Here is a 22238-nt window from a genome sequence, read left to right as displayed (position 1 = left end):
TGTTGGTTTTGTTGGCGTTACTTATCTTTTATTTTACTATTAACATTCTTGCTTTTGTTTCCGCATTTTGTACCAGATTTGACCTAAATCACGTACATTCTCGGGCGCGACAACCTGCCTGAGCGCTTAAAGCGTAGCGCGCGAAGGCAGGTTGTCGTTCGCGCAGATTAGCTGCGCTCACGTCTTCGCCGCCGTAGAAGCACACCGTGCTTCTACGCTAAGCGGCTCAGCGAGTCGAGGTGATTTCTCGCGCATTATACAGCTCGAAATCGTCGACTCGCACGCGGTCTAAGCGCGCGAACGTCTTCGCCGCGCAGAAGCAATGCTTCCGCCTAAGCGGCTCAGCGCTCCGAATTACCTTTTCGCGCTACGCTCTAAGCGAAAAGGTAGGTCGGAGCGCATTCAAAATAAAATTCCGATAAATTTACTGATTTACAGAATAAAATACAACTTCTTATCAAGAATAACCGACTTTAACGGAAATTTTTCTAATAGCGCGCAACATGATTTGCCAACTACAATATATACGTGTATACTACACATTGCTTATAAACAGATTTCAACAACAAAATGTGACGCTGCAAAAACGCAGCAAAACGTCAAAGTTGCGCCACATGAAATTTGTTACTATGCCACCAAAGAACATGCCAAGCTGGCATGATATAGGAGGTCAAGGATGACGAATATGAAGAAAGTGCTGGGCGCAGGCCTCGCAATCGCCACTATGTTTGGATTTGCTGCATGCGGTTCTAGCACCAATGCTGGCTCCAGCAGCAAGTCGAACCCAGTAAAGCTCACCGTATGGTCTTCTTCCGAAGATCAGAAGGCTGGCGGCTGGATTCAGGCTATGGAGAAAGCCTTCCAGAAGGATCACCCAGAAGTTACTTTTAAGAACGCTGTTGTTGCGCCACCAGATGCTGCTAAGACAGTTAAGCAAGATGCTAAGGCTGCTGCCGATGTTTATCTGTTCCCTAACGATCAGCTCGGCGACTTGGTAAAGGCAAACGCAATTGGCGAGTTGAGCGATGACGCTGCAAAGCAGGTTAAGGAAGACAACGATGAGACCATCATCCAGTCTGTAACCGCTCAAGATGGCAAGCTTTATGGCGTTCCATACATGGGCAACACTTGGTTCATGTACTACGATAAGTCCAAGTTCTCCGACGAAGACGTTAAGTCCCTCGATAAGATGCTCGAAAAGGGCAAGGTTGCTTTCGACATTAGCAACGCTTGGTACCTTCCAGGCTTCTACCTTGATGGCAACATGACCCTCTTCGGTGAGAAGAGCAACGACGGCAAGGCTGGCATCAAGATTGGTGACAAGGCTGCCGAAATCACTAAGTATGTTGCAAAGCTCATTCAGAACAAGAACTTTGTAATGGATGGCGATGGCGCTGGCTTGTCTGGAATTAAGAACCACACTGTTGACGCTTACTTCTCTGGCTCTTGGGATGCTGGCGACGTAAAGAAGGCTTTGGGCGACAACTACGCTGCTGCTCAGCTTCCAAAGTTTAAGTCCGAAGATGGCGAGCACCAGATGAAGTCCTTCGCTGGCTCTAAGGCTGTTGCTTACAACCCTAACTCCAAGGCTCCAGAGATGGCCGCTAAGTTCGCTGCATTCCTCGGTTCTAAGGAATCCCAGGAGCAGATGTACAAGCTTCACGGCGACATCCCAGTTGCTAAGGCTTTGAGCGATCTCGTTAAGGATAACCCAGCCGCTGTTGCTCAGATGAACACCATTGCTAAGACTTCTGTCTTGCAGCCAACCGTTCCAGAAATGGGTGCCTTCTGGGATCCAATGAAGACCTTCGGTACTGCATTGGCCAACAAGGAAGTCAACGACGGCAACGCCGCTGCAAAGATTGCAGACTTCCAGAAGGGCTTTGAGGAAGCTCTTAAGAAGTAAGTATTAACTTACAAACTATTTTCTAAATATTAAATTCTTTTAAAAGAAAATAATATTTAGAAAAACACGGCAAGGACGCCCCGCTCCCCTAAGAACAGTAAATCGGGGCGGGGCGTTCTTTGCTTGTATAAGCCCCACAATTTTACGGAAAGGCATGTCATGACTGGCACGACATCCACCAAGCGAGGGAAGCGAAAGAAGGCACCTTCTGCCGATGAATTTGTGGCCCCTTCGCAATACTCACTACAGGAGGCTGCAAAGCACGCAGACGCACTGTCTTGGGTTTCGATAATTATCTTCGGTTTTGGTAACTTCGTTCGCAAACAGTACGTGAAAGGTCTCGTATTTCTTCTATGCGAGGCTGGAGTTCTTGCCTTCTTGGCCACAACTGGCGCGGAATATTTGCCAAAATTCGGTACTCTCGGCACTAGAAAGCAAGGCAGAGTAAAGATTAACGGCTTCTGGCACTACGTTGCTGGAGATAATTCTGTTGAGATTTTGCTGTACGGCGTTATGAGCATTGCAGCAATTATTGTTTTAGTTTATTTGGCTACTTTATCTTTGCGCAGCGCATACAAGGCTCAATCCTTTGTAAAGCGCGGAGAAAAGCCTATCACCTTTGTTAAAGATGTTGAATCTTTGCTCGACCGCCATGCGCACGTTGGTTTTATGACTCTTCCAACCGCTGGAATTGTTCTGTTTACGGTATTGCCATTAGCATTCATGATTTCAATGGCGTTTACAAACTACGACCGTGACCACACACTTCTTTTCCACTGGGTTGGCTTAAACAACTTTGTTAAGATTCTTGGAAACACAACTGGAACCATTAATGCTGGAATCTTCTTCGATGTTTTGATTTGGACCCTTGTTTGGGCCTTCTTCGCTACATTCTTGAACTTCTTCTTCGGCATGTTTATGGCAATGATTATTAACAGGCGCACCACTCGCCTTAAGAGCTTGTGGCGCATCTGCTTCTCACTTACAATCGCAGTTCCACAGTTTGTGTCTTTGCTCGTTATGCACAGCATGCTGCAAAGAGATGGCGCTATTAACCGTCTTCTCATCTCTTCTGGATGGATTCATTCTCCACTGCCATTCTTCCAGGATGCTACTTGGGCAAGGGTTACCGTTATTCTCATCAACCTTTGGGTTGGTATTCCTTACACAATCATGCAAATCACTGGTATTTTGCAAAATGTTCCAGCAGAACTTTACGAAGCAGCAGAACTTGACGGCGCAAGCTGGTGGCAGCGCTTTATGAACGTTACTATGCCATACATCTTCTTTGTTATGACTCCATACTTAATTACAACGTTCACTGGCAATGTTAACAACTTCAACGTTATTTACCTCTTGTCTGGCGGCGAGCCAACACCAATCGGCTCTTCGGCAGGTAAGACTGATTTGCTCATCACATGGCTGTACAAGCTTACGGTTGATAAAGATAACTACAGCATGGGCGCGGTAATCGGCATTATGACATTCATTGTGCTTGCGATTGTTGCTTTGATAACATACCGCAACTCTGGCTCCTACAAGAATGAGGAGGGATTCCGGTGAGTAATAAGAAGGATCTTATGCAAAGCGAACAAACTGTGCATAGTACACGCAGCGTTCCATTCTGGCGCGATCAGCGCGTGCGCCGCATAATCGGAGATATCATCACTCATATCTTCCTGATTATTATGTCTATTATTTGGCTCGCGCCAATCGTATGGGTGTTCTTGGAAAGCTTTAACCAAAACACCGCTCCATACCAGACAACGTTCTTCCCAACTAAGTACACGTTTAACAACTACATTCAGCTGTTTACTGAGCGAGAAGTTCTTGACTTCCCACGCATGTTCTTAAACACTTTGATTGTGTCTATTTTCGTGTGCATTATCTCTCTGTTCTTCGTGCTTGTAGTAGCGTTCTGCATGTCTCGCTTGCGTTTCCGCGGTCGTAAGACATTCATGAATATTGCTTTGATTCTTGGCATGTTCCCAGGCATCATGGCAGTTATCGCTATCTACTTCATTTTGAAGGCTTTTGGATTAACGAATGGCTCTGTTGTTCTTATTTCCCTGATTATCGTTTACTCTGCTGGTAGCGGCATGGGCTTCTACGTTATGAAGGGTTATATGGATACGATTCCAAAGTCTTTGGACGAGGCCGCCTACTTGGATGGCTGCACAACTTGGCAAGTATTCTATAAGATTATTCTTCCAATATGCAAGCCTATGATTGTGTTCCAGGCTATTGTTAGCTTCTTGGGTCCATGGCTTGACTTCGTTCTTGTTAAGACGATTGCTCGTACTCAAGATAATTACACTGTGGCTTTGGGCTTGTACCAAATGTTGCAGAGAGAATACATTAATCACTGGTTCGCACGATTCTCCGCTGGAGCTGTGTGCGTTTCCATTCCAATCGCAATCCTGTTCATTGTTATGCAACGATTCTACGAAGAGTCGATGTCTGGCTCTGTTAAGGGATAGTAAGCTCTGCATTAATTGTAGAGTTTGGTGAAATATGGGGGCCGAGCGTTAAAAGCGTTTCGGCCTTCGTATTTTATGCTAAATAATTTAATAAAATACAAAAGGATATATTCATGACGTTCCCACCTTCAACACAATGGCCAGTTTATTCGGGGCAGCTCGGATTCTCGCTTAACGAAAAATCGACCACTTTTACGCTTTGGGCGCCAACAGCATCGTGCGTAACACTGCGACTTTTTGAAACAGGAAACAACAGTGAACCTTTCAAAACGCGCGATTTGAAGCCATTGCGCGACGGAGCATGGAGAACGTCAATATTGCAAAGGCTAGATGGCGTTTACTACGACTTTCTTGTTACTTTTGCAGACGGAAAAGTGAATCGTACAAGTGACCCGTGGGGCATTGCTAGCGGCGTAAATGGCGAGCGCAGCCTTGTTATTGACGAAGATCGCGTGTCTCCTGCAGAATGGCACAAAGACAAATCGCCAGAATTTATGCGCCATGCAACTGTTGTGTGGGAAATGCACGTTGAAGACTTTAGCAGCAATGAAAATGGCGGATTTAAGCCAGAACACCGCGGTCAGTATCTTGCTTTTACAGATTCGCATACGACTTTAGATGCAAATAGCAACTTCCCTACCGGAATCGACTATCTTAAAAAACTTGGTGTGACTCACGTTCAACTAATGCCAATCTACGATTTTGCAACTGTGGATGAGGTTGCGATTTCGTCTGCTCGCAAAGATGGCAAAAGCGTTGATTCGCTTTACAATTGGGGCTACGACCCTCACGCGTACAACGTGCCAGAAGGTGCATACTCCAGCAACCCGTACGACGGAACGGCAAGAATCCGCGAATGCAAGGCAATGATTGGCGCTTTGCACAAGAATGGCATGCGCGTAGTGATGGATGTTGTTTATAATCACATGTTTGAAGCAGCATCGAACGCGTTTGAAAGCGTTGCTCCTGGCTACTTCTGCAGGCGTAAAGAAGATGGCGGATTTGCAAACGGATCTGGCTGCGGCAACGAAATGGCTTCCGATCACCCAATGTTTAGGCGTTTTATGATTGAGTCTATTTTGCATTGGGCGCGCTGCTACCATGTGGATGGTTTTAGATTTGACCTTATGGGCTTAACGGATACGCAAACGCTAAACATGATTCGCGAAGAACTAGATAAGCTTGATGGCGGCAAAGATATTCTTATGTATGGCGAGCCGTGGGGTGCTGGCGCTGCAGCTGTAGCCGATGATTGCCCTACGGGAGATAAAGCTGGGCGCGGCTGGCTTGATTCTAGAATCGGCTGGTTTAGTGACGAGTCTAGAGACACGCTTAAGGGAAACGTTATGGATCACCATGACCGCGGCTATGTAAACGGCAACGAGTTTTGGACGGCGGACCCTGTGCGTAACGCGTTTAACGGCTGGCGTGGCATGCCTTGCGCTGGCAAGAGCGTTGGCCAAATTGTGCAATATGTTTCTGCTCACGACGATTTGACTTTGTGGGATAAGCTGTGCATTTCTATGCGCGATAACGCGTCTAACTGCGATTTTGACGCAAGCGATCCAAACAGCGTTGCAGACATCTTCAGCGCTAATATTCTTAGCGCTGGCATAATTTTGTGCTCTGCTGGAATGCCATTTATGCTTGGCGGCGAAGAGTTTGGCCGAACTAAGCACGGTTGCGATAATTCCTATAATCGCGGAGTTGCTATGAACCAGCTTGATTGGTCTAGAGCTAAGCGATTCCAGCCGCTTGTAGACTGGTATAGCGCGCTTATAAAACTTCGCGCTAAGAATGCTGAGTTTTACGATGCTCAGCACACTCGTCTTAATGCATCCGATAACGCCATTCTTGCGGAGCAAATCGGGAACGACTTGATTGTGTGCGCTAATCCTATGAAGGATGCTCGCGCAACAGTTGACTTGCCTGCGTCTTGTGCAAGCGGTAATGAATGGAGATTCGTGCTGGATTCCAGCGAGTACTTTGATAGGTGGATCGGCAGTGCTTCTGGCAGCCGCGCGGCAATGCTTTGCGATGATAATGGCGATCAGCGCGCCGTTCATATTCCGCCGCGTACATTCGTTGTGTTGAGCAACAAGCGCGCTTGATTGCTCGAGTTTTTTTAGCGCTCGAATCGCATTTTATCCCGATTTTGTTCCCTTATTCTTGTGATTTGGAAACAAAGTCGGGATTATTTTTTGATTATTTTTGGATTATAGTTGAATATTATATTTTCGAATACTGAGTCGAATACTAATATTTCAAGGCAAAACCTTGTAATTTCCTTAATTGTTCCTTATAAATTACCAAAGTGAGCGAATTATTCCTGCTGTTCTGCTAGAATCATTTTTAGACTTTATACCCCCCTTGCGTATACTCGCGATGGTAGAGAGGAGAAAGTTCAGTAACAAGACAGAGACGCAAAACTTAATAAACAGTTAGCGCTTTGATCTTACAACTTGATAATTAAACAAATATCCCCACCCCCCAAACCTAAATGATTTGAAGAATGAGGTAAATATGAACGCTAAGATTGCAGCCGCCATCTCTTTGGGAGCAAGCTCTTTGGCTCTTATTGGAAGCATAAGCATTGCAAACGCAGCAAACGCTGCCACGACTACAACCGATACGTCCAATCATCCAGCAGCACGTGTTGCAAGCATATCCGACACTGGTTTTAATGCTGTTAGCAATGTTGTTTCTTATGGTCCAGAAGATTCTAAACAACAAACCGTTAATTCTACTGTTGCTGGCGAAGCTGGCAAACCTGTGTCCGCACCAAAAGCTGACGACGACTCGCTAAATGAGGATCAGCAGAAAGCTAAGTCTCAAGCAGATGAACAGATCGAAGAACTTAGAAAAAAAACATCTGAAGCAAGCACAGCTTCTGGTGAAACAAATAATGACGCTAACGCAGTAGAGCAAGAGGTAGAAAACGCTAAGACTCAGGCAGAAACTGCAAATAAAAAAGTTACTGAAACTATAGCAAATAAGAAAAATGCTGAAGAAGGCATTAAAAAAGCTGAAAAAGATATAGAAGCAGCAAAACAGAAGAAGTCTATTGCCGAAAAAGAGATTGAATCTAAGACTAAAGCCGTAGAAGAGGCAAAAAGAATTAAGGCAGAGTCTGATGCTGCTAAGAAAAATGCTGAAGAAGTAAACAATATAAATTCAGAGAAAAAAGACGAACAAGATAAAGTCGTTAAAGACAAGGAAAAAGATTTCAATGAGACTTCAAAGACTCTAGAGCAAGAGAAGTCTAAAAAGTCTGAACTTGAATCTGCCTTAAAGAAAGCAAATCAAGAGTCTGAATCCGCTAAGGCGGAAGCTGGCAAGCTTGAAGAAGAAGCAAAGCAAAAGGAAACAGCTGCTGAAGGCGTCGATAATAAGATTGAGAACATTACTAAGCAAATTAAAACTGCAGAAGAAAATCTGAAAACTCTTGATACTGCTAATGATCAAAACAAAATTAATCAGTTAAAAGAAAAAGTTGCTTCGACTAAAAAACAAGCTGAAGAAACAAGCCTTATCGCAGAACAAAAGCTGAATGAATATAAAAAGAAACAAGCTGAAATAGATAATCTTAAATCAGAAAGAAGCGAACTTGAGAAGACCGAGAACCTTAGAAAACAAGGCAATGCCGAAAAACTAAATGATTTAGATGGAAAGATTCGTAAAGAAGAAGATGAAGCAGATACTCTAAAGAAGACTGCAGAACAAGAACAGCAACGCGCAAAACAACTTACAGAAGAAGTCGAAAAGATTCAGAAAGAACTTGCTGAAGCTGACAAGTCTGCAAAAATTAGCGAATTATCTTCTGAAATTAAAAAATTAACCTCAGAGAAAAATTCTTTGACAAAAGTTTCTAATGACGCAAAAACAGCTCGCCAAAATGCTGATGCAAAGAAGACTGCGGCTAAAAAATTAGCTAAAGAAGTTTCAGATAAAGAATCCGAAATAGCTGAGTATAAGAAGACTATAGAAAAGTTAGAAGGTTCTAAGAAAGAAGCAGAAGAATCATTAAACGATGCCAAGGTTAAGCTAAAAGAACTTACTAATGCCGCTCAAGAATCTGCTCGCAAATTGCAGGAAGAAATAGGCAAAGCAAAAGAAGCAGATAAAAAAGTTCAGGAAGAAATCAATGCTCTTGAAAAAGCCAAAGAAAATAAAAAAACAGCTGAAGAGAACATTGAAACTTTTAATGAATCATTACGAAGAGCAACTAATGATTTAGAGAATACTAAAACGCAGCTTGAAGAAGCAAAGAATGCTGTTGCACGAGCTAAAGACAGGCTAAATAAAGCTGAAGCACAGGCACAAGAAGTTATATCTAAAGTAAATACAACAAAGGAAAAAATAGCTAATATAAAGAAACAAGCCGAAGACATTAAGGAAAAGATTAAAGAGACAATCAAAGATTTTCCACCTAGCGTCAAAGACGGCTACACTAAAAAATTTACTGCATCAAATTCTGCGTTTGGTATATTTGAGAAAGGCTTAATCGGTCGAATTCAAACAATGAACTCTAGCATATTAAAGATTAAATCATCTAATCAGTTGCTATCTAAGGCTGAAGAAGCTTTGAAACCAAAGGCGCAGCCACAAGACCAAGTTCCACCAGCGAAGGACCAGCAGAACGCTCCAGCTCCTGCTCCAGCAGAGCCAGCTCCATCTGCTCCAGCTCCACAGGCTAAGCAGCCAGAAAACAACGCGCAAAATGGCAGTAGCTCTTCTCGAGGAGACTTTGCAGGAAGCCACGCGCAGAAAAACGGCGGCAATTTGAATGTTGTTCCAGGCGCAGGCTCTATGGAAGCGGCTCCTTCTGCTCCACAGTCTGCCCCTAAGCACAGTGCTGCTCCAGCGAACCAAACGGAGCCTGCGAATACAGCTAAAGCTGCAGAAGAACTCGTAGAAAACGCTACCGATAAGTCGCAAGCAACCGCACAGACTCCTGCACGCACGCCTCGTGCTGCAGCATCTGCTGCAGCTCCTGCATCTGCTCCTGCAGCAAGCTCCGCAACCGCAACAAAGAGCGAAGAGTCCAAGAACACATCTAACGATTCCGCAAAAGATGAAAATCAGAAGGAATCCGAAGATTCCAAGAACGAAGACTCTAAGAATGAAGATTCCAAGAACGAAGACAAGAGCAGCGATAAGAGCGCTCAGGCATCTGGCGCAAACAACGGTGAGCACGCCGCTGGCAACAACACAACGCTAATCGCAGCTGTTGCTGGCAGCATCACTGCTGGAATCGCAGCAATCGGCGCCGGTTGGCACTTTATGCGAATCCGTCGCAAGTAAGTAGCAACTAGCAGCAAATATGCGCAAATAATCGCAAATAATCGCAAATAACAAAACCGCAGTTGGCATTTAGCTTTCTGCGGTTTTTGCATACTCAAGTCACACAAGTTACACTCAAGCCACACAAGTCACCACAAAAATCGCCAATATTGCAAACGATATCAATACTTAATATAATGGTTAGCTAGAGCGTGCCTCAATCCAGTGATGTGTTGAGAACCGCACCCTTTAGCATCGTTTGCAATCAATTCGATGCTCGTACATGTGCCACGATTAACAAAGGAGCATCATGAGCACAACAGACAATGGCACAACTAATGGCAAAACAAAGGCTGCCACGACTGTGCCCGTAGAAGAAAGCGCAGAAAGGCTTGCTCGCCCACTAGTTAAACTTGCAAAAGCATGCGGAGTTGCAACTTTCTACATAGACCAACTAGGCGACTATACGGAAATTACGGACGAAGCGATTGTAGGCGTTCTAGACGCGCTGGGCTACCCTGCAACCACAAGCGAAAACATTGAAAACTCACTAAAACGCGTTCAAGAAAAGCGCAATAGTGAGCTGCTGCCGCCAACCGTGGTGTGCTTTATTGGCGCAAAAACGATTGTTCCTATTAACGCTGAAGAAGCCGCAAGCAGCCCAGAAAAAATACATATAACGCTTACGCTAGAAGATGGGTCGGAATACGAAGAGCCTCTTAACAACTTTGAAACAAGCGAAGAAGACGGATTAACTCTTGAACTTCCGCAAGACTTGCCAATGGGCTACCACACTCTTCTTGCAAAAGTCGAAGATAAAAATGGCAAAACTGTTGCACACGCGCAATCAACTTTGATTTGCGCACCAGCAAAAATACCACTTCCGCAAAGCGTTCAAGAACGGCATCGTTGGGGATACATGACTCAGCTTTATTCCGTGCGCTCAAAGGAATCTTGGGGCGTTGGCGATTATGGCGATTTGCGCAGACTGCTTAAAGACGCAGGAAACATTGGAAAAGCCGACTTTATGCTTATAAACCCGATTCATGCGTGCGCGCCAGTGGCACCTTTGGAGCCTTCGCCGTACTTGCCAGAATCGCGCAGGTTCTTAAACGTTACATACATTCGTCCGCAAGATATTCCAGAGTACGCGCAGCTTAGCGATAGCCAGCGCAAAGAGGTGGAGATTTTGCACGAGGGCGTGGAAGCGCTTAATAACAATCCAAATCCAATGGACATTAACGCCGCGTGGAACGCAAAACTTCCAGCCTTAAAGATTATTTTTAAGCAGCCTAGAAGCGCCGAGCGCGAGCAGGATTTTGCAGACTTTAAGGCGCGCTCTGGAGAAGACTTAGACGCTTTTGCTACTTGGTGCGTAGCTTTTGAAGTTTGGGGTGCTCCTTGGGGAGATAATCTTTGGTTTGATACAACTGGCAAAGGCACTCCTCAAATAGACATGCTTAGACGAGATCATGCTGATTTGCTTGAGTTCCACCGCTGGCTGCAATGGATTGCAGATGAGCAAGTTGCTGCTGCTCACGCCGAAGCTAAGGCTGCGGGAATGGCGATTGGACTTATGCAAGACATGGCTGTTGGCGTACACGGATACGGCGCAGACGTGTGGTGGAGCCCAGAGCGCTTCGCTAACGGCGTAAGCGTTGGCGCGCCTCCAGACTTCTACAACCAGCAGGGTCAGGATTGGGGTCAGCCGCCATTTGATCCTAATTACTTAGACGAGACTGGCTACATTGCCTACCGAGACATGGTTCACAACGTGTTCTTGCACGCTGGCGCGGTTCGCATTGACCACGTTCTTGGGCTTTTCCGCTTGTGGTGGATTCCGCAAGGCCAAGGCGCAAAGAACGGCGCTTACGTTTACTACAATGTGGACGCAATGCTTGCAGTTCTTAGCATTGAGGCCACTCGCGCAGGCGGATTGGTGATTGGCGAAGACCTTGGCACTGTTCCAGCGTACGTTTCCAAGGTGCTTGCTTCGCACGGCATTCTTGGAACTGTTGTTGAATGGTTTACACACAATGACGAAGCTGAAAAAGCGGCTAAAAAGGCTGGAAAGAAGGAAATCATATTTGCAAATCCTTCTACATACCGCGAATACGCTTTGGCATCTGTTACAACTCACGACATGCCTCCTACAGCAGGCTATCTTGCATTCGAGCATGTTAAGATTCGCGAAGAGCTGCACCTTCTTACCGATTCTGTAGAAAGCTTCCAAAAGGCTGCTAGCGCGGAGCGAGACGCCATGATGAAGATGCTTTTGGATGGCGGATGGATTAGCAAGGATGCTGCCGAAAACGTAGAAGGCCATGTGCAAGAGATTGTAGAGGCTATGCACGCGATTATGCGCACTTCCCCATCTTTGCTTTTGCAAGTGGCACTTGTTGACGCAGTTGGCGAAAAGCGTTCGCAAAATCAGCCTGGAACCAGTACTGAGTATCCAAATTGGCGTATTCCTCTTGCAGATAAAGATGGAAACGTTGTTCACACAGGCGACGTTTTTAAGTCTCAGCGCGTACTCAATATGGCCGCCATTATGCGAGGCGAAAAAAATTAACCAATAAGCGCAAATAACTGTAAAATTACCACCAAAAAATGTAAAAAGAAAGGTTGAAAATACTTGCAAACACTTGAATTAAGAGTATAATAAATATTGATTGTTACTCATGTAGTAACTTCTTTCTCTCTCGCATAGCGCGTAGGTCGCCTGTAGACACGGCTTACGCGCTATGTTTTTGATGTCCTAAGTGAGGCGAGCATCTATGGCGATGTTCGCCTCACTGCGTATTAGCCGCAACGTACTTAGCAAACACACGCTCCAAAAGCGGCGTGTGGAGCATAATCAAAGACCCCCACCCAAGCAAAATCAACAGCGGTAATCCTTGCAAAAAATACCTTAGCGAAAGGTATACGAGCGCAAAGAACACGCAATCAAGCAAAAACATTATAAGCGTTGTGCTAGCGTAGCTAACGCCAAAAATCAGCGAATTAATAAGAGTTCTGCCAATCGAGTTTTCAAAGCGCGCTTGCAATGCAAACACCCACTGCGCAACAAGAATCCACAATATGCTAATCGCAAATTTTATTATTAAAAGCGGAGTAAGTCGCAAAAAAATCCAAGACCATATTATTAGCGCAAGAATCGGCCCTAAAATAAGCCAAATAATAGTTGCCTTAACAAAATTATTCTTAAAAGACTTAAAGTAGATTGCTGTTGTGTGCGCCTCGCCACGTTCAATACGTCTAGCTGTCTCATGCGCGGCCGTAACAGCCGCCCCAACCGTTACAAGCGGAATGCTGGTAATAATCATTAGAACAGTAAGCCAAACCGCGTCTGCAAACGATTCCATTCCTTGAGCGAACTTAGAATCAGGGCTTCCAAAAGAGATCATTACAACTACTCCCGCCTAATTAAGCAAACTTAAACAAATCTAAAATAACAATACACTATAAGATACGCTTAAACACAAATGATTGTTAAACACAAATGATGGTGGCTACAAACACTTGCAACCACCATCATGCATGCCGAGATTCGAAGGAGAAAAAACCTCAGCCCTTTACCGCACCTGCCATAACACCTTTAATTATGTACTTTTGGCAGATTAGGTAGAATACTATGATTGGAACAATCGCCATAACCAAGCAGCCCATCATGGCACCCATTTCAACAGAGCCATAGCCGCCCTTCAAATATTGAACTGCAATAGAAACCGTCTTGTACTTGTTTAAATCCAAAGTTAGGTAAGGAAGAAGGAAGTCATTCCAAATCCACATTGTTTGCAAGATAGAAACGGATATAATCGCAGGCCTCATAATCGGCACAATAATCTGGAAGAATATGCGAGGCACAGAAGCGCCATCAATCATTGCAGACTCTTCCAACTCTTGAGGAATGCCCTTTACAACGCCCGTAAAGATGAACACAGCCAAACCTGCACCAAATCCAAGGTAGATAATCCACAAGCCCCAAGGCGTGTTCAATCCAAGCTTTGTAGTGATGTTGGAAAGCGTGAACATAACCATTTGGAATGGCACAATCATGTTGAACAAGAACAACACGTAAAGCGACTTTGCAGCCCAATTGTTTACGCGCACAATCCACCAAGCACACATAGAAGTGCAAAGCAGAATCAGAACTACAGCACCAATCGTTACAACAATTGTCCACCAGAAGCTCATCAACAAATTAGTGCGATTAACGCCAAGAACGTAGTTGTCAAAACCAATAAACGACTTTGGAGTCAACGAAAATGGCTCGCTAGCAATATACACCTTTGACTTAAAGGAGTTTATAAACACTATCGCGATTGGGAAAATCCACAGCAAACTCACTACAGCAAAAAGCGTGGTCCAAAGCGCAGGATGCTTAGTCTTCTCGTTCATGCTGCCACCTCCTTAGAAGTTGCCAACTTGTTCTGAATCAAGGCAATAACGGCAACAATAATGAAGAATATAACTGCCTTAGCCTGGCCAACACCTTCGCCATTAATTCTTCCATAGAAAGTGTTGAAGATGTTTAATGCAAGCATCTCCGACTTTCTAGAAGGAGCGCCATTGGTCAACGCCAAGTTCTGATCGAATAGCTTGAATCCGTTTGTAACCGTTAAGAACGTGCAAACCGTAATGGATGGCATCATAAGCGGAATCGTAATCTTAAACAGCGTTTGCATTGGGGTTGCGCCATCAACGGCAGCAGCCTCAATAACGTCTCCTGGAAGCGCTTGCAAGCCAGCAATGTAAATAATCATCATGTATCCGATTTGCTGCCAGCATATCAAAAGAACCATGCCCCAGAAGCCGTATGTTGCAGAATACGTAATAGCGCGGCCAAAGTAGCCCAAAATACCATTAAGCACTACCTGCCAAACGTAGCCCAAAACAATGCCGCCAATCAAATTCGGCATAAAGAATACCGTACGGAATAGGTTGGAGCCTTTGAACTTTTTTGTAAGCATGTAAGCGATTGCAAATGCAATAACATTAATAACAATTGTTGTTACAACCGTAAAAGCCGTTGTAAATATTAACGAATGAAGGAAGTGTGGGTCGCGCAACGCCTTGCGATAATTGCGTATTCCAACAAACTTTCCGTCAGTAACAGTGTGGAACTTAGTAAAGCTAAGATACACGCCCATTACAAATGGCACTAAGAAACCAATTACAAATGCAGCAAACGTTGGTAGAGCGAACAACGCCCACCATTTGCGTATTGCCTTTCCACTCATATTAATCATGATTCGTCACTTTCTCCTCCTTGAGTACGCGCCTGTGCAATTCGCTGCGCTCGAACCAATACTTTTATCTTACTACATGCAACCACAATGTCAAACGTTGTCATTTTTTTGCATGTCGCCACTAAAGAAGACAAAAATCAAATGTGAAAAAAATCCCGATTTTTGGCGATTTTACGGCAAAATCTGCTATTATTGTTCGTATTGCAAACGTTTGTGTAATGAACGCAAATAAGCATATGAAAATTCACATATGCCACGTTGCTCATATACTAGCGTTGCGCATATTTTAACAATATTAATGAAGATATTGAGTAAACATTTGCTGCGCGAATAAAGGAGTTCAAATGCCAGCTAATATTCAAGACGTGGCCGATCAGGCGCATGTATCTGTATCTACTGTTTCTAGATCGTTTACACGCCCAGACTTGGTTTCCGCAGCAACGCGCAACAAAGTATTAGCTATTGCCGAAAAACTAAACTTTTCAATATCTAGGTCTGCAGCAGCACTAAAATCTGGCAGAACACTAAGAGTTGCACTTCTTCTTAGCGACAGCATTCGGCTATGGTTTAGTGCGTCGATTATACAAGGCCTAAATCAAGTTCTTCACCCCGCAGGCTACGACCTTTCAATCTTCCAAATATCCAGCAGCCAAGAGCGCGCAGAGTTCTTTAGCATGCTGCCAACTCGCAGAAACGCAGACGCTGTAATCGTTTGCTCCTTCGACGTAAACAAATCGGAAGTAGCTTCTCTAAAGGCCACTGGCGTGCCAGTCTTAGGTATAAACTGCTTAAATCCTATGGATTGCGACTTTGACGCAACGATTAACATAGACGACGATCAAGGCGCGCGACTTATGGCACGCCATCTTATTGGGCTAGGCCACAAAAACATTGCCTACATTCGCACAAACCGCGATATTTCATTGCATTTTAGCGTTTTGCAGCGCTACCACTCTTTTATTGACGAATGCAAAATCAACGGCATTACGCCTACAGAAATCGTTGCCCCCGAAGGATTAGACAGAATAAGCTCAATCGTCTCTTCGCTTTTAAGCAATGTAAATGTTCCTACGGCGATTGCTTGCCAAGAAGACGGCATAGCAATTCCGCTTATGTTCCAGCTTTCTAGAAGCGGATACAGCACACCTGGAGACGTTTCGATTATTGGCTTTGACGATAGTTTTTACGCTAGAGAAACAGGGCTTACGACTATTCGTCAAGACCCTGCAGAAATGGCAGTAGACGCAGCAAAAATAACTTTGTCTCTGATTAATGGCGATTATTTAAGCGAAGAATGCAAATATATTACCATTCCAGCACAGCTTATAGTTAGATCGAGCACAAGTCAGCTTGAAAACAATTAAGACCATTCTTAGACTAAGGTCATTCTTATTTTAGACTAAGGTTATTCTTACAACAAAGCGATATATCAAGCATATCCTACTCAAGCATATCCTACTCAAGCATATCCCACTCAAACATACCCTACTAAGATAATTCTCAAAACAAAAAGAGCCTCAAACCGTTAGGCTTGAAGCTCTTTTACTTGTCACTAATGCACTGTGCTAATGCAATTACAAAAATGACATATTAAATTATGAATTTAATAATCCAGTTTTAACCCAATTCTTAGGATTAATCCTGATCTTCGTGAGTCTGAGCAACTTCCTTAGCCCAATTGTCAACGAAGGCGCTCTTAACCTTATCCCACTTGCCAGTGCCCTGAGCGTACTCAAGCAAAGCGGAGCCAAGATCGTTCTTCCAGTTGTCAGATGGCATCATAGTGAAGTTCCAGCTTACAGGAGTCTTACCAGACTTAGCATCTTCAACAGCAGCAGCAGTCAAAGGATTCTCAGACTTAATATCTGCAAAGCTCTTGAACGGAGTGGTGAAGCCCATCTTCTTAGACATAGCTTCCTTGCCGTAATCAGAGGTAAGAACCCACTTCAAGAAGTCCTTGGTTGCCTTCTTGTTGGCATCCGAAGTCTTCTCGTTAATGCACCAGTAGTTCTCGGAACCAGTAGCCAAGCCTTGCTTTTCTTCGCCCTTAGCACCAATGTAGATTGGGAGCATGCCAAGGTCTTCGGCCTTCATGCCAGCCTTCTGCAAGTCGGTCCAAGCCCAAGTACCATTCTGATAGAACACAGCCTTACCAAGCGAGAACTCGGAGTTTGCATCCTCGCCAGTCTTAGAGCTGAGCTGAGTTGCAGGAGTGGTGGAATCAGTAATGTAAAGATCGAAAATCTTCTTGTATCCATCAAGGAACGTGCCCTTAATCTTTGCTGGCTGCTTGGTAACCTTGTCTGCCTTGAACTCGTAGTACAGAGGAATGTTTGCAAGGTGAGTCTTAAAGCGCCAATCAGAGCTGGAATCGAAGCCAGCAGAAGTGAATGCGCCATCAACACCAAGTTCACCCTTACGAGCCTGAATGTCGTCTGCAACAGCCTTAAGCTTATCGAAGGAGTTAATCTCTTCAGCAGACTTTACCTTAGCATCCTTAAGCTCCGTGTACTTCTTTAACAAAGCCTTGTTGTAAATCAAGCCGTAAGTTTCCATTGCGTATGGAACGCCAACAACCTTGTCTCCATCCTTAAGAGCAATATCCTTGTTTTGAAGCTGCTTGTAAAGCTCGGTATCCTTAAGATCTGCAGTGTAATCCTTCCAGCTTGCGTAGCCAACAGGACCATTCACCTGGAACAGTGTAGGCGCTTCGTCGCCCTTGCTGATTTCGCTCTTAAGCGACTGCTCGTAAGTGCCAGAAGCAGCGTTCTGAACCTTTACAGGAATGCCAGTCTTCTTGGTGTATTCCTTAGCAACTTCCTTCCACTGATCAGCAGATTCTGGCTTGAAGTTAAGGAAGTATACCTTGCCCTTATCGGAAGAATCCGAAGAGCTAGAACCACATGCAGCGAGCGCACCGAATGCCATTGCTGAGCAAGCTACAAGCGCAATTGTTGACTTAATTGTACGATTCATCATCGAACCTTTCTCCTATGCCGTCGGCCTACCTTTTGGCCGCCGCACCACTAGGTGCCCTTTCGACAATTTTTATTATGCCTCAAATTCAAAGATATTGCAAACGATAGCAGTGTTGATATGATGGCGTGTCGAATAATCTGCAACAATCACAAATCAGCAATTCCAGCGAACGATTACACGATCTCCCTTATAAGTTCCAAGAGCGCTGTAATGCGCGGTGTCTAGTCGAAGCAAGCGCGCCTGCTGTGCATCTACACCAAGCCATCTGGTTGCTAAAATCCTAAGAATGTGCGCGTGAGCTACAATAATCACATCTTTGCCGCTTTTAAGTTTTGGCAAAACAGAGTCGATTATTTTTTGAGTACGATTAGAAACTTCTTGTAAAGATTCGCCATTAGAACGCACGACTTTTACTGTTTCACCACTTGGAAGAATCTCTTGGCAAGAATCCGACATAAAATCTGGAAGAGCTTTAGGGCCATCCTTCCAAACATCCCATGACTCAACACCGCTTAGAGCGGACACGTCTTTTCGAGTACGCCCCTCTGCACAGCCGTAATCCCACTCGGCAGCATATTCTAGCGGCGTGCAATGCGTAAATCCTGCCAACTGAGCTGTTTGACGAGCACGAACAAGAGGGCTTACAAACTGGCAATCCTCGCTAAAACCGTTTGGAAAAGCCTGTCGAATCCTGGCGCCTGCGCTTATAGCTTGATTGCGGCCAACTTGCGTTAGTGGAATATCGGTGCGGCCTGTGTGCTGGCCAGATTCGCTCCAAGCAGTTTGACCATGGCGCAAAAGAACAAGTCTGCCCTCGGGAGCTCCGCCACAAGTTGCTGGAACGTCTTGAATCTCGTACGAATCCGTTGTATCTGTTGCATCCGTTGTGCACAAATCGCCATTAACTTTAATGTCAATATTGTTCAAACCGTTCAGCATACCCAACGCCGCCTTAGCACCACCATTCTTAGCTTGCGCTTGGTGCATTAACGCAAGCATTCATCAAGCGGCTTCGCTGCCAACTTGTTCACTCGTACATTTATAACACTTTTATAACACTTTTACATGTCAATTTCTAATTGGTATTTCGTTGCCATTAATATAAAAACATGACGTCAACTCAAAGCAACGCACAGAACAGCGAGCAAAATAATACGCAAAACAACGCGCAAAATGCATATGCGAATCAAACTATTCAAACGCTTCTTAATCGCAGATCTATACGCGCTTTCAAAAATGAGCCGATTGGCGAAGATATTGCAAAAACGTTGGAAGAAGCAGCACAGCGCGCAGCTTGCAGCCAGTTTTTGAACGATTGGTCTGCAATCAAAATCACTAGCAAAGATCTTAAACAAAAACTTTCCCAGCTTGGAAATCAAACTTACATAGCAACAGCGCCACTTTTGTATGTTTTTATTATTGACCAGCACAGAAATGCTGCTATAGCACGTAAAAACGGCATTGATGCAGACGGAAACGATTTTACTCTTAAAACAGGCTACAGATTCTCGCAGTCGCAAAACGACGCTGTTCTTGCACTACACGCAATGGAAACAGCCGCAGAATCGCTTGGACTCGGTTGCGTAATCCTTGGTTCAATTTTGAATAATATTCCAGATTTAATTGAACTTTTGAAGTTGCCAAAATACACGTATCCAGTTCTTGGGCTTGCAATTGGCAAGCCAGATCAAAGGCCAGAATTAAAGCCGCGCATGGACTCGAGTATACAATTCTTTGAAAATGAATACCCTAGCAGCGATAAAGTTTTGATTGAAAAACTTGCAGACTTCGACGAAAGAGTGCATAAATACTACGATTTGCGTAATGCAGATAGGCCAGTGGACGCATTCAGTGCGCAAATCGCAAAACTTGCTGTAGATTCTGGAGCTAAAAACCATAGTTGCGAATCGCAGCTTAATGCGCAAGGATTTACTTTTAAGTACTGATTTATTGATTTGCTGATTTTTAGTGTTAATTATTTAACATCAATTATTTAGCGTATACGCGGCTTATATCCGCGTTTTCTAGACTTAGGTTTGGTTGTTTCAAACCGCGAGCGCATATCGCAATACTTACGAATCGCAGGATTTGAATGCGTTAAATGCCAACTTCCACAATAATCGCATTTATAAACCCACAGCTTTGCTCCGCGTTCCGTAAAACTTTTATCCGCTGCAATAAGAGCCTGCCCTTTGTTGGCATACATTATTTTTTGAGTAGATTCACATCTGCGCGGAGTAAAGAAATACATGTAACCCATAGTATCACCGCAACAAACTGCGCAGTCTTTTGCCAAGAATGTACGTAAATTGTGTCAAATTTGGCACAAACTTGTAAGTTCGATTGCGCTTTGACTGAGCTTGAAATTGCATAACGCATTTCAAGCTCCTTCAAAGCGTGATTTGGCTTAAGCATAAAGTCCAGTGGACTTTATGTGCCAAATCAGCCGAACGGCTACTAATAGCCGTGAGGAATAACACGCCGTATTTTAAGTACAATCGCACTACAAAACTGCTGCTTTCGCAAACAATCTCATGTAACTAAGTCAAAATAAGTTCAATTTAATGTCTTTTTAGTTCAATTCTTAATTATTGCTCAGTAAAAATTCAAAATAAATTCAATTTTATGCTTGCAAAATGCTTTTTGACGCGTAAAATTGTCTTTTAATCGCCTCAAAGTTCAATTTATAGCTTATATTTTGAACTTTGTTGTAAATTTGTTCAATTTACGAACGCTGATTTTATGAGCTTCTATAAGATGGCATAGAGGAAGACGGATTATGGCACAGAATTTTGCAAACGACCTTAAAAAGGCCATGAAAATCAAGGGATACAAGCAGATTGATGTAATCGAGCTTGCAGCAAAAAACGGCCATAAACTTGGCAAAAGCCAGTTAAGTCAATATTTAAGCGGCAAAACTGAACCTCGCAAAGACGTACGAGATATGCTTGCACAAATTCTTGAAATTAGCGACTACGGAATCAAAGGTGGGCATTCCTGCGCAAAAACCGCGCAAAACTGCCAGTCTGCAGAAGAATCACAATTAAATCAGCCACATCTTACAGAGGAAGAGCTTTCTGAAGCACTCAAAAATAGAAACTTCAACAAATCCACCAAACTTGAGCACGTGCTCTACGACGTTCGCGGCCCTGTTGTAGAAGAAGCAAACCGCATGGAAGCAAACGGGACGCATATTTTAAAGCTCAACATTGGAAATCCTGCACCTTTTGGCTTCCGCGCTCCAGACGAAGTGATTTACGACATGCAACAGCAGCTTATTGACTGCGAAGGCTACTCGGATAGCCGCGGACTTTTCTCTGCGCGCAAAGCAATTATGCAATACGACCAGCTTAAGGGTATTCCAGGCGTACAAATGGAAGATATTTACACTGGCAACGGCGTTTCCGAGCTGATTAATCTTTCTATGCAAGCGCTGCTTGATTGCGGCGACGAGATTCTTATTCCAAGCCCAGACTATCCTCTGTGGACCGCGTGCGCTAGCCTGGCTGGCGGCACTCCTGTGCACTACATGTGTGACGAAAAGTCGCATTGGTACCCAGATATTGCCGACATTCGCTCTAAAATCACGCCTCGCACTAAAGCAATCGTGATTATTAACCCGAATAATCCTACGGGCGTGCTGTATAGTCGCGAAGTTTTGGAAGAGATTGTTAAGGTTGCGCGCGAGTTTAATCTGATTATTTTTGCGGACGAGATTTACGATCGTCTTGTTATGGATGGCAAGAAGCATATTTCGATTGCTTCTCTTGCTCCAGACGTATTCTGCGTAACTTTCAGCGGACTTTCTAAGTCGCATATGATTGCTGGCTTCCGCATCGGCTGGATGAGTCTTTCGGGAGATAAATCCAAGGCTCGCGACTACATTATGGGACTTAACATGCTGTCTAATATGCGCTTGTGCTCGAACGTTCCTGCGCAATCGATTATTCAGACTGCTTTGGGCGGATACCAGAGCGTTGAAAAATATTTGGAGCCGGGCGGACGCGTGTACGAGCAGCGCGAGTACTGCTATAACGCGCTTCAGGAGATGGATGGCGTAAGCGTTGAGCGGCCAGACGCTGCTTTCTACATGTTTGTAAAGCTCGATCCTGCTCGCTACAACATTCACGACGACGAACAGTTTGCGCTTGATTTGCTGCGCGATCAGAAGTTGCTGATTGTGCATGGAAAAGGCTTTAATTGGCAGACTCCAGGCTACTTCCGCGTAGTCTACTTGCCACGCTTGCAAACGCTTCGCGACGCAATGAGTAAACTCTCCAGCTTCCTCTCCTACTATCGCCAGTAATTTATGCATCTTGCTTGCAAACTGCAATAAAA

The 22238-nt window shown here is 44.4% G+C and carries 15 protein-coding genes; 9 read left to right on the top strand and 6 right to left on the bottom strand.

Annotated features, from left to right (window positions below; genetic code table 11):
- Window positions 1-676 precede the first annotated feature (676 nt).
- The 6 genes from HXT23_RS00215 to malQ all read left to right on the top strand — a co-directional run bounded on the left by HXT23_RS00215 (window position 677) and on the right by malQ (window position 12241).
- Window positions 677-1906 (top strand): extracellular solute-binding protein, encoded by a 1230-nt coding sequence (locus HXT23_RS00215; RefSeq protein ID WP_016636333.1) that lies wholly within the window; start codon window positions 677-679, stop codon window positions 1904-1906.
- A gap of 159 nt (window positions 1907-2065) precedes the next feature.
- A complete protein-coding gene (locus HXT23_RS00210) occupies window positions 2066-3469 on the top strand; it encodes a carbohydrate ABC transporter permease (protein WP_016636334.1) in 1404 nt (467 codons plus the stop codon).
- Window positions 3466-4386 carry a sugar ABC transporter permease gene (locus HXT23_RS00205; protein WP_004131368.1) on the top strand — a complete coding sequence of 307 codons (921 nt, stop codon included), beginning with the start codon at window positions 3466-3468 and terminating at the stop codon, window positions 4384-4386. Before HXT23_RS00210 ends, HXT23_RS00205 begins: the two co-directional genes overlap by 4 nt.
- Window positions 4387-4499: 113 nt before the next feature.
- Window positions 4500-6497, top strand: a complete 1998-nt coding sequence (gene pulA / locus HXT23_RS00200) for a type I pullulanase (RefSeq protein WP_422112864.1) — start codon at window positions 4500-4502, stop codon at window positions 6495-6497.
- Window positions 6498-6909: 412 nt separating this feature from the next.
- Window positions 6910-9690 carry a hypothetical protein gene (locus tag HXT23_RS00195; protein WP_422112863.1) on the top strand — a complete coding sequence of 927 codons (2781 nt, stop codon included), beginning with the start codon at window positions 6910-6912 and terminating at the stop codon, window positions 9688-9690.
- Window positions 9691-9979: 289 nt separating this feature from the next.
- The gene (gene malQ, locus HXT23_RS00190; RefSeq protein WP_422112862.1) at window positions 9980-12241 is read left to right on the top strand and encodes a 4-alpha-glucanotransferase; all 2262 of its coding nucleotides are present in this window, start codon (window positions 9980-9982) and stop codon (window positions 12239-12241) included.
- Between the two features lie 220 nt (window positions 12242-12461).
- Here malQ and HXT23_RS00185 read toward each other — a convergent pair whose 3' ends face one another.
- The 3 genes from HXT23_RS00185 to HXT23_RS00175 form a co-directional block, all read right to left on the bottom strand.
- Entirely contained in the window at window positions 12462-13076 is a 615-nt protein-coding gene (locus HXT23_RS00185; protein WP_422112861.1) for a DUF624 domain-containing protein, read from the bottom strand.
- Between the two features lie 160 nt (window positions 13077-13236).
- Window positions 13237-14070 (bottom strand): carbohydrate ABC transporter permease, encoded by an 834-nt coding sequence (locus HXT23_RS00180; RefSeq protein WP_004124145.1) that lies wholly within the window; start codon window positions 14068-14070, stop codon window positions 13237-13239.
- The gene (locus HXT23_RS00175; RefSeq protein WP_016797399.1) at window positions 14067-14921 is read right to left on the bottom strand and encodes a carbohydrate ABC transporter permease; all 855 of its coding nucleotides are present in this window, start codon (window positions 14919-14921) and stop codon (window positions 14067-14069) included. Before HXT23_RS00175 ends, HXT23_RS00180 begins: the two co-directional genes overlap by 4 nt.
- A 344-nt stretch (window positions 14922-15265) precedes the next feature.
- Here HXT23_RS00175 and HXT23_RS00170 point away from each other — a divergent pair, with 344 nt between their 5' ends.
- Complete coding sequence (locus HXT23_RS00170; protein WP_422112860.1) at window positions 15266-16285, top strand: LacI family DNA-binding transcriptional regulator; 1020 nt, start codon at window positions 15266-15268, stop codon at window positions 16283-16285.
- 271 nt (window positions 16286-16556) lie between these two features.
- Here the strand turns inward: HXT23_RS00170 and HXT23_RS00165 are convergent, their stop codons facing one another.
- Both HXT23_RS00165 and HXT23_RS00160 read right to left on the bottom strand, forming a co-directional pair.
- Window positions 16557-17900, bottom strand: a complete 1344-nt coding sequence (locus HXT23_RS00165) for an ABC transporter substrate-binding protein (RefSeq protein WP_016636342.1) — start codon at window positions 17898-17900, stop codon at window positions 16557-16559.
- 153 nt (window positions 17901-18053) lie between these two features.
- Entirely contained in the window at window positions 18054-18839 is a 786-nt protein-coding gene (locus HXT23_RS00160) for a histidine phosphatase family protein (protein WP_032813138.1), read from the bottom strand.
- A gap of 170 nt (window positions 18840-19009) precedes the next feature.
- On the opposite strand from HXT23_RS00160, the gene HXT23_RS00155 reads away from it, so the two are divergent.
- Window positions 19010-19846: a nitroreductase family protein gene (locus HXT23_RS00155; RefSeq protein WP_421778730.1), complete on the top strand. Its 837-nt coding sequence runs from the start codon at window positions 19010-19012 to the stop codon at window positions 19844-19846.
- A gap of 47 nt (window positions 19847-19893) precedes the next feature.
- Here HXT23_RS00155 and HXT23_RS00150 read toward each other — a convergent pair whose 3' ends face one another.
- Complete coding sequence (locus tag HXT23_RS00150; RefSeq protein ID WP_016797389.1) at window positions 19894-20160, bottom strand: hypothetical protein; 267 nt, start codon at window positions 20158-20160, stop codon at window positions 19894-19896.
- A 519-nt stretch (window positions 20161-20679) separates the two neighbouring features.
- Here HXT23_RS00150 and HXT23_RS00145 point away from each other — a divergent pair.
- Window positions 20680-22206, top strand: a complete 1527-nt coding sequence (locus HXT23_RS00145) for an aminotransferase class I/II-fold pyridoxal phosphate-dependent enzyme (protein ID WP_016636348.1) — start codon at window positions 20680-20682, stop codon at window positions 22204-22206.
- Window positions 22207-22238 lie beyond the last annotated feature (32 nt).

The organism is Gardnerella sp. DNF00257 (genome assembly GCF_049262745.1).
Classification (GTDB): Bacteria; Actinomycetota; Actinomycetes; order Actinomycetales; family Bifidobacteriaceae; genus Bifidobacterium; species Bifidobacterium piotii.
Note: the sequence above shows the minus strand (reverse complement) of the source record. Positions and strands in the feature narration are given on the sequence as shown.

Bases quoted from the DNA above. Each gene is read 5' to 3' on its own strand.
- HXT23_RS00160 (WP_032813138.1), bottom strand. From the start codon at position 18,839: ATGCTGAACGGTTTGAACAATATTGACATTAAAGTTAATGGCGATTTG.
- HXT23_RS00165 (WP_016636342.1), bottom strand. From the start codon at position 17,900: ATGATGAATCGTACAATTAAGTCAACAATTGCGCTTGTAGCTTGCTCA.
- HXT23_RS00145 (WP_016636348.1), top strand. From the start codon at position 20,680: ATGGCACAGAATTTTGCAAACGACCTTAAAAAGGCCATGAAAATCAAG.
- HXT23_RS00155 (WP_421778730.1), top strand. From the start codon at position 19,010: ATGACGTCAACTCAAAGCAACGCACAGAACAGCGAGCAAAATAATACG.
- HXT23_RS00170 (WP_422112860.1), top strand. From the start codon at position 15,266: ATGCCAGCTAATATTCAAGACGTGGCCGATCAGGCGCATGTATCTGTA.
- HXT23_RS00195 (WP_422112863.1), top strand. From the start codon at position 6,910: ATGAACGCTAAGATTGCAGCCGCCATCTCTTTGGGAGCAAGCTCTTTG.
- HXT23_RS00150 (WP_016797389.1), bottom strand. From the start codon at position 20,160: ATGGGTTACATGTATTTCTTTACTCCGCGCAGATGTGAATCTACTCAA.
- malQ (WP_422112862.1), top strand. From the start codon at position 9,980: ATGAGCACAACAGACAATGGCACAACTAATGGCAAAACAAAGGCTGCC.
- HXT23_RS00180 (WP_004124145.1), bottom strand. From the start codon at position 14,070: ATGAACGAGAAGACTAAGCATCCTGCGCTTTGGACCACGCTTTTTGCT.
- HXT23_RS00215 (WP_016636333.1), top strand. From the start codon at position 677: ATGACGAATATGAAGAAAGTGCTGGGCGCAGGCCTCGCAATCGCCACT.
- HXT23_RS00210 (WP_016636334.1), top strand. From the start codon at position 2,066: ATGACTGGCACGACATCCACCAAGCGAGGGAAGCGAAAGAAGGCACCT.
- HXT23_RS00185 (WP_422112861.1), bottom strand. From the start codon at position 13,076: ATGATCTCTTTTGGAAGCCCTGATTCTAAGTTCGCTCAAGGAATGGAA.
- pulA (WP_422112864.1), top strand. From the start codon at position 4,500: ATGACGTTCCCACCTTCAACACAATGGCCAGTTTATTCGGGGCAGCTC.
- HXT23_RS00175 (WP_016797399.1), bottom strand. From the start codon at position 14,921: ATGATTAATATGAGTGGAAAGGCAATACGCAAATGGTGGGCGTTGTTC.